This is a genomic window from Aquariibacter albus (genome assembly GCF_014145335.1).
Classification (GTDB): Bacteria; Pseudomonadota; Gammaproteobacteria; order Burkholderiales; family Burkholderiaceae_C; genus Aquariibacter; species Aquariibacter albus.
This window is the reverse complement of record NZ_JACIVI010000003.1, coordinates 143,615-157,512: the sequence shown is the minus strand read 5'-3', so window position 1 is coordinate 157,512 and position 13,898 is coordinate 143,615. Positions and strand designations below refer to the sequence as shown.

At 75.0% G+C, this 13,898-nt stretch carries 13 protein-coding genes; 6 read left to right on the top strand and 7 right to left on the bottom strand.

Annotated features, from left to right (window positions below; all coding sequences use genetic code 11):
- The first annotated feature begins 39 nt into the window (after positions 1-39).
- Positions 40-885 carry a pantoate--beta-alanine ligase gene (gene panC / locus H4F90_RS10085; RefSeq protein WP_182664506.1) on the top strand — a complete coding sequence of 282 codons (846 nt, stop codon included), beginning with the start codon at positions 40-42 and terminating at the stop codon, positions 883-885.
- A 9-nt stretch (positions 886-894) separates the two neighbouring features.
- Here panC and H4F90_RS10080 read toward each other — a convergent pair whose 3' ends face one another.
- The 3 genes from H4F90_RS10080 to H4F90_RS10070 are packed head-to-tail and all read right to left on the bottom strand — an operon-like array spanning position 895 to position 2,600.
- On the bottom strand, positions 895-1,794 hold the full coding sequence (locus H4F90_RS10080) for a cation diffusion facilitator family transporter (RefSeq protein WP_182664130.1): 900 nt from the start codon (positions 1,792-1,794) through the stop codon (positions 895-897).
- A 27-nt stretch (positions 1,795-1,821) separates the two neighbouring features.
- Positions 1,822-2,319 (bottom strand): hypothetical protein, encoded by a 498-nt coding sequence (locus tag H4F90_RS10075; RefSeq protein ID WP_182664128.1) that lies wholly within the window; start codon positions 2,317-2,319, stop codon positions 1,822-1,824.
- Positions 2,319-2,600: a PepSY domain-containing protein gene (locus H4F90_RS10070; RefSeq protein WP_182664126.1), complete on the bottom strand. Its 282-nt coding sequence runs from the start codon at positions 2,598-2,600 to the stop codon at positions 2,319-2,321. Before H4F90_RS10070 ends, H4F90_RS10075 begins: the two co-directional genes overlap by 1 nt.
- A gap of 198 nt (positions 2,601-2,798) precedes the next feature.
- Between H4F90_RS10070 and H4F90_RS10065 the strand changes: the two genes are divergently transcribed.
- Positions 2,799-3,470, top strand: a complete 672-nt coding sequence (locus tag H4F90_RS10065) for a response regulator transcription factor (RefSeq protein ID WP_182664124.1) — start codon at positions 2,799-2,801, stop codon at positions 3,468-3,470.
- Entirely contained in the window at positions 3,467-4,918 is a 1,452-nt protein-coding gene (locus tag H4F90_RS10060) for a sensor histidine kinase (protein ID WP_182664122.1), read from the top strand. Before H4F90_RS10065 ends, H4F90_RS10060 begins: the two co-directional genes overlap by 4 nt.
- Here H4F90_RS10060 and H4F90_RS10055 read toward each other — a convergent pair.
- The 3 genes from H4F90_RS10055 to H4F90_RS10045 all read right to left on the bottom strand — a co-directional run bounded on the left by H4F90_RS10055 (position 4,906) and on the right by H4F90_RS10045 (position 8,112).
- Positions 4,906-5,928, bottom strand: a complete 1,023-nt coding sequence (locus H4F90_RS10055; RefSeq protein ID WP_182664120.1) for an NAD-dependent epimerase — start codon at positions 5,926-5,928, stop codon at positions 4,906-4,908. The genes H4F90_RS10060 and H4F90_RS10055 overlap by 13 nt on opposite strands.
- Before the next feature lie 73 nt (positions 5,929-6,001).
- Complete coding sequence (locus H4F90_RS10050) at positions 6,002-7,096, bottom strand: lysylphosphatidylglycerol synthase transmembrane domain-containing protein (protein ID WP_328700892.1); 1,095 nt, start codon at positions 7,094-7,096, stop codon at positions 6,002-6,004.
- A complete protein-coding gene (locus tag H4F90_RS10045; RefSeq protein WP_182664118.1) occupies positions 7,093-8,112 on the bottom strand; it encodes a glycosyltransferase family 2 protein in 1,020 nt (339 codons plus the stop codon). The genes H4F90_RS10050 and H4F90_RS10045 overlap by 4 nt, the downstream gene beginning before the upstream one ends.
- A gap of 60 nt (positions 8,113-8,172) precedes the next feature.
- Between H4F90_RS10045 and H4F90_RS10040 the strand changes: the two genes are divergently transcribed.
- Positions 8,173-9,696: a glycosyltransferase family 39 protein gene (locus tag H4F90_RS10040; protein WP_182664116.1), complete on the top strand. Its 1,524-nt coding sequence runs from the start codon at positions 8,173-8,175 to the stop codon at positions 9,694-9,696.
- Between the two features lie 19 nt (positions 9,697-9,715).
- Here H4F90_RS10040 and tyrS read toward each other — a convergent pair whose 3' ends face one another.
- On the bottom strand, positions 9,716-10,960 hold the full coding sequence (gene tyrS, locus H4F90_RS10035; protein WP_182664114.1) for a tyrosine--tRNA ligase: 1,245 nt from the start codon (positions 10,958-10,960) through the stop codon (positions 9,716-9,718).
- Between the two features lie 251 nt (positions 10,961-11,211).
- Here tyrS and H4F90_RS10030 point away from each other — a divergent pair, with 251 nt between their 5' ends.
- Together H4F90_RS10030 and H4F90_RS10025 are read left to right on the top strand one after the other, a co-directional pair.
- Entirely contained in the window at positions 11,212-12,591 is a 1,380-nt protein-coding gene (locus H4F90_RS10030) for a peptidoglycan DD-metalloendopeptidase family protein (protein WP_328700891.1), read from the top strand.
- Positions 12,592-12,670: 79 nt separating this feature from the next.
- Complete coding sequence (locus tag H4F90_RS10025) at positions 12,671-13,798, top strand: anhydro-N-acetylmuramic acid kinase (RefSeq protein ID WP_182664112.1); 1,128 nt, start codon at positions 12,671-12,673, stop codon at positions 13,796-13,798.
- Positions 13,799-13,898 lie beyond the last annotated feature (100 nt).

The window sequence follows — 13,898 nt, the reverse complement described above, 5'->3', positions numbered from 1 at the left end:
GCCCGCCCCCTGCCTGAACCGCCGATGTCCGACTTCCCGCTGCCCCTGCTGGGCACCCTGCCCGCGCTGCGCGCGGCCCTGGCCGGCCCGCTGCGGCCGGTCTTCGTGCCGACCATGGGCAATCTGCACGAGGGCCATCTGGCCCTGATCCGCCAGGCCCGCGAGGCCGCCGCGGACCAGGGCCGGGCCGTGGTCGCCAGCATCTTCGTGAACCGCCTGCAGTTCGGGCCGAACGAGGATTTCGACCGCTACCCGCGCACGCTGGAACGCGACGTCGAGCTGCTGGCCGGTGCCGGCTGCGACCTGGTCTTCGCGCCCGACGAAGCCGCGCTCTACCCGGAGCCCCAGGTCTACACCGTGCAGCCGCCGGCCGCGCTGGCCGACATCCTGGAAGGTGCCTTCCGGCCCGGCTTCTTCACCGGCGTGGCCACGGTGGTGATGAAGCTCTTCCAGTGCGTGCAGCCGCATGCCGCCGTCTTCGGCCAGAAGGACTACCAGCAACTGCGCGTGCTGCAGGGCCTGGTGCGGCAGTTCGCGCTGCCGATCGAGGTGCTGGCCGGGCCCACGGTGCGGGCCGCCGACGGCCTGGCGCTCAGCTCGCGCAATGGCTACCTGGATGAGGCCGAGCGCGCCGAGGCCCCGCAGCTCCAGGCCGCGCTGCAGGCCCTGGCCGCCGCCTGGCGTGCCGGCCCGCGCACGGCCGCCCACCGCGAGCAGCTGGAGGCCGAGGCCGCCGCCGCGCTGCGCGCCCGCGGCTGGCAGCCCGACTACCTCAGCCTGCGGCGCCGCGAGGACCTGCAGCCCGTCGAAGGCGACACGCCGGCCGTGGCCCTGGCCGCCGCGCGGCTCGGCCGCACCCGGCTGATCGACAACCTGGAAGTCTGAGCCGCCCGCTCAGCCGGCTGAGGGTGGCCGGTGCGCGTGGGCCTCGACATCGGCCGGCAGCAGCTGGATGCTGGCGCGCAGGCCGGGCACGGCCTCCATCAGCGCGCGCTCGACGGCATCGCGCAAGTCGGCGGCACGGGCCAGGCTCCAGTCGGGCGGCAGGTGCAGGTGCAGGTCGACATGCCCGCTGCGACCGGCCCGGCGGCTGTGCAGGTGATCGAAGCGCAGCGGCTCGCGGGCCGCGAAGCCGGCCAGCACGCGCTCCACGGCGGCCTGGTCCGGCGGGTCGAGGGCATGGTCCATCAGGCCATCGGCGCTGCGGCGCAGCAGGGTCAGGCCCTCGCGCCCGATCAGGCCGGCCAGGGCCAGAGCCATCGCGGCATCGAGCCAGAGCCAGCCGGTCAGGGCCACGGCGCCCAGGCCGGCCAGCACGCCGACCGTGGTCCAGACATCGACCATCAGATGCCGGGCCTCGGCGGCCAGGGCCTCGCTGCGCTCGCGCCGGGCCGCACGCTGCATCGCGCGGGCCAGGCCCAGATTCAGCAGGGTGCCGGCCACCGAGAGGCCGAGGCCCCAGCCCAGGCCCTCGGCCGCCAGCGGCTCGGGGTGGATCAGCCGCGGCAGGGCGGCCCAGGCGATGCCGAGGGCGGCGGCCAGGATCAGCACGCCCTCGAAGCCGGTGGAGAAATCCTCCGCCTTGTCATGCCCCCAGGGATGGCGGGCATCCGCCGGCCGGGCCGCCAGCATGACCATGGCCAGACCGAAGACCGCGCCGGCCAGGTTGACCAGCGACTCCAGCGCATCCGACAGCAGGCTGACCGCACCGCTGGACCACCAGGCGCCGGCCTTCAGCGCAATGGTGGCCAGGGCCACGGCAATCGAGAGCTTCAGGTAGTCGGCGGCGCGCATGGGCGCCGATGGTAGGGGCCCGGCCGCTCAGGCCGGCCGGCGGCGGCGGGCCTGCAGCGCGGCCAGGGCCCAGGCGGCGCCGATCAGCAGCGGCAGCAGGGCGGCGCTGGCGGCATGGGCCTCGGCGGCGGCTTCGATCAGGCCGGCTGCGATCCAGGGATCCAGCCCGGCCGGCAGGCCGCCGTCGCGCCAGCCGCCGGGCGCCAGGGCCGTGCCGCTGCCGGCCAGCAGCAGGGTGTCGAGCAGGGCCAGGGCGGCCAGGCCGCGGGGCCCGCCCCGCAGGCGCAGCAAGGCCGCGCCCAGGCCCAGCAGCAGGGCCAGGGCCAGGCCGGCGCCGAGGGCCGCGTGCCAGGGCCCGAGCGGCAGGGCCTGCGGCCACCACGCAGGCACAGCCCAGGCGCCGGGCCAGGCCGGCAGGCCCTCGTCGAGCAGGACGCCGAGGCTGGCCACCCCGGCCGCGAACAGTCCGCCAAGCCCGAGCAGGACGCCGATCCAGGCCCGGCGGGGCGAGGGCAGCGCGGCCATCAGTGGGCCCAGCCCTTGCGCTCGAGGGTCAGCGGGTGGAAGTAGGCCTCGTGATAGCGGCCGTCCTTGTCGACGCCCTTGACTTCGTAGCAGCCGTCGTCGATCTCGACCGAACGCAGGCGCCAGCCCTCGGCGGCCAGCTTGGCGACGAGTTCGGCCAGCGGCTTCCAGCCGGTCTCGGGACCGGCCTGGCAGCGGTCGGCGCCGGCAAAGGCGGGGGCGGCAAGGCCCAGGGCGGCGGCCAGGGCGAGGGCCTTCAGACGGGGCAGGCGAGGGGACATGGCGAACTCCTTGGCGGGGTGGGGAAGGACTTGCGGGGCGAGGGCCGCGCCGGGCTGCCCCGGGCGCCGGGCCTGGACGGCATGGTCCGCCGCAGGCTTGAACCGGATCTGAACGGCAGCGGCCGGCGCCGACCGGCGGTTCAGAATCGGTTCAGTCGCGGCCGGCACCCTCGCCCGCCCTGCCCTCGCCCCGCCCCCATGCACCTGCTGCTGCTCGAAGACGACATCGACCTCGGCCAGGCCGTGGTCGACCACCTGGAAGCGGCCGGCCATGCCGTGCAGTGGATGAAGCGGGTGGCCCAGGCCGAGGCCTGGCTGACCGGTGAGGCGGCGATCGAGCTGGCCCTCTTCGACCTGCAGCTGCCCGACGGCGACGCGACCGAGCTGCTGCGCCGCCGCCGCGCGGTCGGCGACCGTCGGCCCGTGCTGGTGCTGACCGCGCGGGACCAGATCAGCGACCGCATTCGCGGCCTGCAGGCCGGCGCCGACGACTACCTGGTCAAGCCCTTCGACCTCGACGAACTGCTGGCCCGCATCGAGGCCGTGGCCCGCCGCAGCGGCAGCGTCGCGCCCCCGACGCTGCAGGCCGATGCGCTGAAGCTGGATTTCGCCGCCTGCCGGGCCTGGCGCAGCGGCGAGGAGGTGCTGCTGACGGCGATGGAATGGGCCCTGCTCGCCCGCCTGGCCAGCCGGCCCGGCCAGCTCTGGAGCCGCAGCGCGCTGGAGCAGGCCGTCTACACCCAGGCCGGCCGCGGCGAGGCCGACAGCAACACCGTCGAGGTGCTGATCAGCCGCCTGCGGCGCAAGCTCGGCGCCGGGACCATCCGCACCCAGCGCGGCCTGGGCTACCGCTTCGAGGCCGGGGCATGAGCGGTGCCCCGCCGAGCGCCGCCGCAGCGCCACCCGCCCGGGCCTGGAGCCTGCAGGCCCGGCTGCGGCGCCGCCTGCTGGCGCTGTTGGCGGGCACCTGGCTGCTGGCGGCCGGCAGCGCCCTGGTCGGCAGCCAGATCGAGCTGCAGGGCCTGCTCGACGAGGCGCTGGAGGACCAGGCCCGCCGCCTGCTGAGCCTGCCGCTGGACTGGCACCGCCCGGCCCCCGCGCAGGAGGATGAGCAGGAGGGCGAGACCCTGCTGCAGCTCTTCAGCCCGCAAGGCCGTCTGCTGTGGCGCTCCGAGGAGGCACCGGCCCGGCCCCTGGCCGCGCTGGACCGCGAGGGCCTGCGCATCGAGGGCCGCTGGCGGGTCCATGTCGAGCAGGCGCGGGATGGCCGCATCGCCGTGGCCGCCGAGGCCCTGGCCGACCGCGCCGCGGTGATCGGCCCGGCCCTGGCCTGGATGCTGGGGCCGCTGCTGGCCCTGCTGCCGCTGGTCGCGCTGGGCCAGCATCTGCTGCTGCGACGCGGCTTTGCCGCGCTGGCGCCGGCCCGGGCGGCGCTGGCCCGGCGCGACGGGCGCGACCTGTCGCCGCTCGGCGAGGACCCGGCGCTGCGCGGGCCGGCGGGCGAAGCCGCGCTGCCGCAGGAACTGCAGCCGCTGGTCGAGGCCCTGGACGCGCTGCTGGGCCGGCTCGGCCGCCTGCTCGGCGCCGAGCGCCAGTTCGCCGCCGCCAGCGCGCACGAGCTGCGCACGCCGCTGGCGGCGGCCCAGGCCCAGCTCCAGCGCCTGCAGGCCGAACTGGCCGCCGCGCTGCCGGCCGGCCATGCCAGCCAGGCCCGCGCCGCCACGCTGGCGCGCCAGCTCCAGCGCCTGGGCGAGCTGAGCGCGAAGCTGCTGCAGCTGGCGCGGGTGGATGCCGGGGTCGGCCTGGCGCGCGAGCCGCTCGCGCTCGACGAGCTGGCCCTGCTCGTGCTCGACGAGTTCGTGCAGGCCGGCCTGCTGCCGGCCGGCCCGGCGGAGGGGGCCACGGACGCCCCCGCCGCCCCGCCCGGCTGGACCCTGGCGCTGCAGCCGCTGACGGTGCACGGCGACCTGGATGCCCTCGGCATCGCACTGCGCAACCTGATCGAGAACAGCCTGCGCCACGGCGGGCCGGGCGTGGCGCGGCGGCTCAGCCTGCAGCGGCAGGACGGCCGGGTCGCGCTGGTGCTGGAGGACGAGGGCCCGGGCGTGCCGGGTGAGATGCTGGCGCGCCTGCGCCGTCCCTTCGAGCGCGCCGACCGCCAGGCCGAAGGCAGCGGCCTGGGCCTGGCCATCGTCGAGGCGGTGGCGCGGCAGTCGGGCGGCGAGCTCCTGCTGGCCTCGCCGCTGGCACCGGGCCGGCCGGGCTTTCGCGCGACGCTGCGCTTGCCAGCGGGCGCCTGCGCCGCTCAGACCTTGTAGAAGCCGCGGTACCAGTCGACGAAGCGCTGCACGCCCTCGCGCAGCGGGGTGGCCGGCGCATAGCCGACGTCGGCCTGCAGGCCGGTGGTGTCGGCCGCCGTGTCGGGCACGTCGCCGGGCTGCAGGGGGGCCAGCTCGCGGATGGCCGGCTTGCCGATCGCGGCCTCCAGCGCGTCGATGAAGTCGACCAGGGCGACCGGTGCGCTCGCGCCGAGGTTGTAGACCCGCCAGGGCGCGTTGCTGCGGGCGGGATCGGGCGCGGCGCTGGTCCAGGCCGGATCCGGCGCGGCCGGGCGGTCGCTGGCGCGCAGCACGCCTTCGACGATGTCGCCGACGTAGGTGAAGTCGCGGCTGTGGCGGCCGTGGTTGAAGAGCTGGATCGGCCGGCCTTCCAGGATCGCGCGGGTGAACAGGAAGGGCGCCATGTCCGGCCGGCCCCAGGGGCCGTAGACGGTGAAGAAGCGCAGGCCGGTGGTCGGCAAGCGGTAGAGGTGGCTGTAGGCATGCGCCATCAGCTCGTTGGCACGCTTGGTGGCGGCGTAGAACTGCAGCGGATGGTCGGCGGCGACATGCTCGCTGTAGGGCAGCGCGGTGCTGGCGCCGTAGACCGAGCTGGTCGAGGCGTAGCTGAGGTGGCCCACCCCGTGGTGGCGGCAGGCCTCGAGCAGGTTCACGAAGCCGCTGATGTTGCTTTCGACGTAGGCGCGCGGGTTCTGCAGCGAATAGCGCACACCGGCCTGGGCGGCCAGGTTGATGACCCGCTCGATGCGGTGCTGCGCGAAGACGGCGTCCACCGCCGCCGCATCGGCCAGGTTGGCGCGCACATCGCGGTAGAAGCCGCCGGTCCGCGTGGCCAGGGCCTGCAGCGCGGCCAGGCGGGCCTGCTTGAGCGCCGGGTCGTAGTAGTCGTTGAGGTTGTCCAGGCCGATCACGCCGTCGCCGCGTTCGAGCAGGCGGCAGGCGGTGTGGAAGCCGATGAAGCCGGCATGGCCGGTGACGAGATGCAGCATGGCCTGGGGATTCGGAGGGGGAGGACGGGGAGAACTGGAAGAGTCAATTTCTGGACTCGAGTATCGCCGGCCTTCAGCCGGCCCCCGGCCGGGCCCGCCGCTCGGCGGCCAGCACGGCCGCGCCGGGCAGGGCCTGGGCCAGCGCGGCCAGGCCGTAGAGCAGGCCGGTGCCCAGCGCGAGCGGCGGGGCCACGCCGAAGGCGCCGAGGGCCAGGACGGCCGCGGCCTCGCGGGTGCCCCAGCCGCCGAAGCTGATCGGCAGCGTCGCCATCACGAAGATCGGCAGCGCGACCAGGGCCCAGGCCCAGGCCGGCAGCATCACGCCCAGGGCCAGGCCGGCACAGGCCAGGGTGCCGACCGAGAAGAGCTGCACGCCGAGCGAGGCCAGCAGCTGCAGGCCGAGCTGGCCGCGCGCCCCCGGCCGCCGGGCCAGGGCCTGCAGGGCCTGGCGGCGCGGGGGCGGCGCGGACGGGACCGCCTCCGGGCCGGCCGCGGCAGGCGATCCCGGACCGGTCGATCCGGCGGCCGGGGAGCGGGCGGTGAGGGCCAGCGGGGCCAGGGTGCAGGCCAGGGCCAGGCCGGCGCAGGCCGCCGCCAGGCCGGCAGTCGGCTGCGCGCGCAGCGCGGCATGCAGACCGGCCGGCAGCAGGCGGGCCAGCGGGTCGAGCAGGGCCTCGGGCGGCGCGGCCACCAGGGCCAGGGCGGCCGCGGCCAGGGCCAGCACGCCGAGCATCCACAGCCCGGCCAGTCGATCGACCAGCACCGAGAGTCCGGCCGCCACCCAGCCCAGGCCCCGGGCGCGCAGGGCCTGCGCGCGGTAGAGGTCGCCCCCGACCACCGCGCCGGGCAGCAGAGCATTCAGCGCGACGCCGCCGGCATAGCGGGCCACCGCCCAGCCCGGCGTGACCCCGGCGCCGAGCCAGCGCGCCATCGCCCACCAGCGCAGGGCCGAGCAGAGGTTGGCCAGCACCGCGCTGCCCAGGCCCAGCAGCAGCCAGTCCGGCCGGGCCGCGGCGAGCTGGCGGCCCAGGGCCGCGGGATCGACCAGGGCCAGCAGCGCCGCCAGCAGGCCCAGCCCCAGGGCCAGGCGCAGCAGGACGGGGCCCTTGCGGCGGGTCGAGCCGCCGGCCGGCGGCCCGGGCGGCGCGGCAGGCGCGGGCCGGCTCACGGCCGCCGGGTCGCGCCATCCACCCGCACATGGGCCTGCGGACGCCCGCCGGCCTCGTGGTAGATGCGGGTCAGCATTTCGCCGACGAGGCCGGCGACGATGAGCTGCACGCCGATCAGGCTGAGCAGCATGCCCGTCATCAGCAGCGGCCGGCCGCCGATGTCCTGCCCCAGCAGCTTGAGCGCCCCCAGGTAGCCCAGCATGCCCAGGCCGGGGGTGAGCAGCCACAAGCCGAGGCCGCCAAAGGCATGCAGCGGCCGCTGGCGGTAGCGCATGAAGAAGACGATCAGCACGAGGTCGAGGATGACGCGGAAGGTGCGGTCGATGCCGTACTTGCTGACGCCGCGGGTGCGCGCATGGTGGCGCACCGGCACCTCGGCGATGCGCGCCCCGGCGTCCTTGGCAAGCGAGGGGATGAAGCGGTGCAGCTCGCCGTAGAGGCGGATGCGGTCGATGATCTCGCGGCGGTAGGCCTTCAGGGCGCAGCCGTAGTCGTGCAGGTGCACGCCGGTCGCGCGCGAGATCAGCGCATTGGCGATGCGGCTCGGCAGCTTGCGCGAAATCTCGGCGTCCTGCCGGTCGCGGCGCCAGCCGGAGAGCATGTCGACGCTGGCATCGGCATCCAGGCGGTCGAGCAGGACCGGGATGTCGAGCGGGTCGTTCTGCAGGTCGCCGTCGAGCGTGACCACGTAGCGGCCGCGGACACGGTCGAAGCCGGCCTGCAGCGCGCTGCTCTGGTCGTAGTTGCGTGCCAGCACGACCGGCACCAGCCAGGGCGTGCGGGCCGCGGCCTCCCGCATCAGCGCGGCGGTGGCGTCGCGCGAACCATCGTCGACCAGGATCAGCTCGAAGGAGCGGCCGGTCGGGACCAGGGCCTCGCCGACGCGGCGGACCAGGTCGGGCAGGTTCTCGGCCTCGTTGTAGACGGGGATGACGATGGAGACCTCGGGCCCGTCCGCGCCGGCGGCGGACGGCGCCGTCGGCGCAGGGGAGACAAGGGGGACGGGCTCGGACATCGCCGGATTGTCTCAGCGCGGCGGCGCCGACAATCCGCGCGCCCGACCGCCGTGCCGACCATGTCCCTGACCCCTGCCCCCGCCTTCGACCGCCCGCCGACCTCCGCTGCCGAGGCACGGCGCGTGCTGCTGCTCCTGGCCACCTACTTCGGCGCACAGCTCGCGATGCGGGTGGCGGTGTCCCCGGCCCTGGAGCTCGACGAGGCCGAGCAGGCGGTCTGGACCCAGGCCTTCGCCTGGGGCTACGGGGCGCAGCCCCCGCTCTACACCTGGCTGCAGATCGCCGTCTTCGCGCTGACGGGGCCTTCGGTCCTCGGCCTCTCGCTGCTGAAGAACCTGCTGCTGGCCACCACCTACTTCAGCCTGTGGCGCGCCGCACGGCGGCTGATGCCGCTGGCCATGGCCCCGGTGGCCGCGGCCACGCCGCTGCTGATGCTGAGCATCGGCTGGGACGCGCAGCGCGATCTGACCCACACCGTGCTGGTCACCACCGCTGCGGCGCTGAGCTTCGCGCTGCTGCTGGGCCTGGTGGCCGAGCCACGCCAGCCCTTGCGCTGGGCCGCCCTGGGCCTGGCGCTGGCCGCCGGCCTGCTGGGCAAGTACAGCTTCGCGGCGGCCGCGGCGGTGATGGGGCTGGGCCTGCTGGCGCTGGCGCCGGTGCGCGCCCGGCTGCGCGAGCCGGCGGTCTGGCTCGGCCTGCTGCTCACGGCGACGGTTGCGGCAGCCGCGTTCGCGCCGCACGGCCTGTGGCTGATCGATCACCTCGACCTGGCCCGCGACCATGCCGCCGGCAAGCTGGCCGCCGGTGACGGCGGCCCGGCGCGGGCGCTGCTGCGGGCGGCGGGCGCCCTGTTGGCCAGCCTCTCGCCGCTGCTGCCGCTGCTGGCCCTGTTGTTCGGCCGCGCGCTGCTGCGGCCACCGGCCGGCGCACCGGCGCCCGAGGCGCGGGCGCGCCTGGCGCGGCGCCTGCTGGCCGCGCTGCTGCTGGCCGTGCTGGCCTTCTTCCTGGTGGCGGTGCTGGCCGGTGGGGCCCGCCATTTCAAGGATCGCTGGATGCAGCCCTTCGTCGTCGCACTGCCCCTGCTGCTGATCGCGCAGGCACCCTGGCTGGCCGAGCACCGCCACTGGCGCTGGCTGCCGCGCGCGCTGGGGGCGGCCGCGCTGCTGTGGTGCCTGGGCATCGGCGGCCGGGTGGTGCTGGCGGGCTGGCGCGGCCAGCCCGACGAGCTGAATCTGCCGGTGGCCGAACTGGCCCAGGCCCTGCGGCAGGCTGGCGTGGTGCCGGAGGGCCCCTTCGCCTTGCTGAGCAACGACCGCCGCCTGGCGGCCGGCTTGCGGCTTCAGCTGGCCGGGGCGCGGGTGCAGGCGGGTCCGGCGGACCGGCTGGCGCTGCCGGCAAGCGGTCCGGTGCTGGCAGTGGTGATCGGCGAGGGCGCCCCGGCCGATGCGGAGCATGCTGCCTGGCAGGCCCGTCTCGGCCAGGCCGTGGTGGGACCGGCCCCCGGGGGGGGCTGGGCCCTGCGGCCGCTCTATGCGCGGCCGAACCACCCGGCCCTGCAGATCCGCGTCAGCCGGCGGCCCTGAGGCCGGGGGCCGGCGCCGCTCAGGCGCCCAGCGTGACGCGCACGAACTTCCGCTTGCCGACCTGCACGACGGCCGAGAAGCCGGCCTCGAACCTCAGGCCCTTGTCACTGACGACCACGCCGTCGAGGCGCACGCCGCCGCCGTCGATCAGGCGATTGGCCTCGCTGCTCGAAGGCGCGAGGCCGGCGGCCTTGAGCAGGGCAGCCAGGCCCAGCGGTGCGCCGCCCAGGCTCAGCTCGGGCACCTCGTCGGGGATGCCGCCGCGCGCGCGATGGTGGAAGTCCTGCAGCGCGGCCTCGGCCGCCGCCGCGCTGTGGAAGCGGGTGGTGATCTCGGTGGCCAGCAGGACCTTGGCGTCCTTGGGGTTGCGGCCGGCCTCGACCTCGGCCTTCAGCGCGGCGATCTCGGCCTCGCTGCGGAAGCTCAGCAGGGTGAAGTACTTCCACATCAGCACATCGCTGATCGAGAGCAGCTTGGCGAACATGGTGTTCGCCGGCTCGGTGATGCCGATGTAGTTGTTCTTGGACTTCGACATCTTGTCGACGCCGTCCAGACCTTCCAGCAGCGGCATGGTCAGGATGCACTGCGGCTCCTGACCATACTCTTGCTGCAGCGCGCGGCCGACGAGCAGGTTGAACTTCTGGTCGGTGCCGCCGAGTTCCAGGTCGCTCTTCAGGGCCACCGAGTCGTAGCCCTGCAGCAGGGGGTAGAGGAACTCGTGCACGCTGATCGGCACGCCGCCCTGGAAGCGCTTGGTGAAGTCGTCGCGCTCCATCATGCGGGCGACGGTGTAGCGGCTGGCCAGCTGGATCAGGCCGCGCGCGCCCAGCGGGTCGCACCACTCGCTGTTGTAGCGAACCTCGGTGCGCGCCGGGTCCAGCACCAGGCTGGCCTGGGCGTAGTAGGTCTCGGCATTGGCGCGGATCTGCTCGGCCGAGAGCGGCGGCCGCGTGCTGTTGCGGCCCGAGGGGTCGCCGATGGCGGCGGTGAAATCACCGATCAGGAAGATGACGGTGTGGCCCAGGTCCTGCAGCTGCCGCAGCTTGTTGAGCACCACGGTGTGGCCGAGGTGGATGTCGGGCGCGGTCGGGTCCAGGCCCAGCTTGATGCGCAGCGGCTGGCCGCTGGCCTCGGCGCGCTGCAGCTTGCTCAGCCACTCCTCGCGCGGCAGCAGCTCCTCGCAGCCGCGCAGGGTGAGGGCCAGGGCCTGCTGCACGGCATCGCTGGGCGGGAGGGTCGCGGCGGCGGGAGAGGAAGCTGACATGGGACGGGACCGGGAAGGACAGGGGATCGGTCTGCGGGTAAACCACAAGCTCCCCCGAAGGGGTGCCGGTACACTCCGACCCCGCGCAAAGCCCGGATTCTAGGCAGGCCCCGCCAGGGTGCTGCCGGCCTTCCGGCCGCGGCCGATCCGGCCCCGCCGCGCCCCCCTTCCGCCCTTCACCTTGCCGACCGCTGGCCGCAGGCCCTTGCCTTGCTTGCGCTCAGCGTCTTGCCCAAGCCGGAAACCTCTTGGTGAACTTCGATCTTCTGCTGATGCGTGCAGGCCGGGCCCTCGAGGCCGCGGTCGGCCGTCACCGCCGCCGGGTCACGGCCGCCGTGATCGCGCTGCTGGCCGGCAGCGCCGTCACGGCTTTCGGGGTCGCCCCGCATGTGCCCGATGCGGCCGACCTGCCCCAACGCCTGATTCAACAGGACCTGCCCGGCGACCCCGCCTTGCAGGAGCAGCTGCTGGCCCTCGACGAGCACAGCCTGGCGCTCTACCGCAGCGACCTGACGCGCAGCGGCGACACCGTCGATTCGCTGCTCAAGCGCCTGGGCGTGGACGACCCGGAGGCGGCGCGCTTCCTGCGCCAGGATCCGGCCGGTCGCGAGGTGCTCGCCGGCCGCCCGGGCAAGATGGTGCAGGTGCTGGCCGAAGGCGGCCGCATGCTCGCGCTGACGCTGCGCGCGCCGTCCCCCCTCGACGAGCGGGCGGCCACCCACTTCCACCGGCTCGAGATCAAGCGCCTGGCGCGCGGCGGCTTCTCGGCCCGCACCGCCGAGGTGCCTTATGCGGTGCAGACCCGCCTCAGCTCGGGCACGATCGTCAGCTCGCTCTACGCAGCGGCCGACGATGCCAAGCTGCCCGACAGCGTCACCAACCAGCTGGCGGAGCTCTTCGGTGCCGACATCGACTTCCGCCGCGAACTGCGCCGTGGCGACACCTTCTCGGTGCTCTACGAAGGCCTGATGGCCGACGGCGAACCGGTGGCCTGGGCCCAGGGCGCCGGCCGCGTGCTGGCCGCCCGCTTCGACAATGGCGGTGCGGTGCACGAGGCCATCTGGTTCCAGGAGCCCGGCAAGCGCGGCGCCTACTTCGACCTGAAGGGCCGCAGCAAGAACCGCATGTTCCTCGGCTCGCCGCTGGCCTTCTCGCGCGTGACCTCGGGCTTCGCGATGCGCATGCACCCGATCAGCGGCCGCTGGAGCCAGCACAAGGGGGTGGACTACGGGGCGCCGACCGGCACGCCGGTGCGTTCGGTCGGTGAAGGCGTCGTGACCTTCGCCGGTCGCCAGAACGGCTACGGCAACATCGTGATGGTCCGCCATGCCGGCGGCCACGAAACCCGCTATGCGCACCTCAGCCGCATCGCCGTCCGCCAGGGTGCCCGCATCGAACAGGGCCAGCTGATCGGCGCCGTGGGGGCCACCGGCTGGGCCACCGGCCCGCACCTGCACTTCGAATTCCTCGTCGGCGGTGCGCAGGTCGATCCGGTCCGCATGGCCCGCGCCTCCGCGCCGGTCACCCTTTCAGAGGCCGCCCGCGCCAGCTTCGCGCAGAGCGCGCGCTCGGCCAGCCTGCAGCTCAGTGCCGCGGCCGGTGCGGCCAATCTGGGCGAGCGCTTCGAGTAAGCCCGATGCCGACGGCCCCACGGACCGTCGGCCCTTCGTCGGCGCAAGCGGCTGCCCGGCCGCTCCCACCCCCTCTGCCATGCTGACCCTCGGCCTGATGTCCGGCACCTCGACCGACGGCGTCGACGGGGTGCTGGTCGATTGGTCGCCCGCTCCAGGCGCCGGCTGGGGACGGGTGCTGGCGAGCAAGCACCTGCCGATGCCCGAGGCGCTGCGCGAGGAGCTGCTGGCGCTCAACCATCCAGGCCCCGACGAACTGCATCGCGCGAGCCTGGCGGCACGGGCGCTGATGGTGGTGCATGCCGACGTCGTCCAGGCCTTGCTGGCCGAGGCCCGGAAGCCGCCCTCGGCCCTCGCCGCGCTGGGCATCCACGGCCAGACCGTTCGGCACCGGCCCGACCCGGCCGACGGCGGCTACACCTTGCAGCTCGCCGCCCCCGCCTGGCTGGCCGAGCGCTGCGGCATCCCGGTGATCGCCGACTTCCGCAGCCGCGACGTGGCCGCCGGCGGCCAGGGCGCCCCGCTCGTGCCGGCCTTCCACCAGGCCTTGTGGGCCCAGCCAGACCGCGATGTCGCGGTGCTGAACCTCGGCGGCATCGCCAACCTCAGCCTGCTGCCTGCCCAGGGTCCGGTGACGGGCTTCGACACCGGCCCTGCCAATGCGCTGATGGACTTGTGGATCGCCCGCCACCAGGGGGCGGCCTATGACCGTGATGGCGCATGGGCTGCCGGTGGCCGGGTGCTGCCGGACCTGCTGGCGCGTGGCCTGGCCGATCCCTACTTCGCCCGGCCCGCCCCCAAGAGCACCGGGCGCGATGCCTTCGACGCGGCCTGGCTGGACCGCTGGCTGGACGGCGCCCCGCAGGCCGACCCGCGCGATGTCCAGGCCACCCTGCTGGCGCTGACCGTGGAGTCGGTGGCTGCGAGCCTGCGGTGCTGGCCCCCCGCGGTGGCCAGCACCGCCGTGTTGCCGCTGATCGTCTGCGGCGGCGGCGTCTTCAACCATGCGCTGATGCATGGCCTGCAAAAGGCGCTTCCCGGCTGGCGGGTGAGCTCCAGCGCCGAGCACGGCCTGCCTCCACTGGCGGTCGAAGCCACGGCCTTCGCCTGGCTGGCACGCGCCCATCTGCTGGACCAGCCGGGCAATCTGCCGGCCGTCACCGGGGCACGCGGGCCGCGCATCCTCGGCGCCTACCACCCGGCCTGAACGAGCCGGATGTCCGGCCACAAAAAAGCGCCTCGGACGACGTCCTGAGGCGCTTGGCGGGGGGCGGCGATCGGGACCAAGCCGATCGCGGCCGCTACAG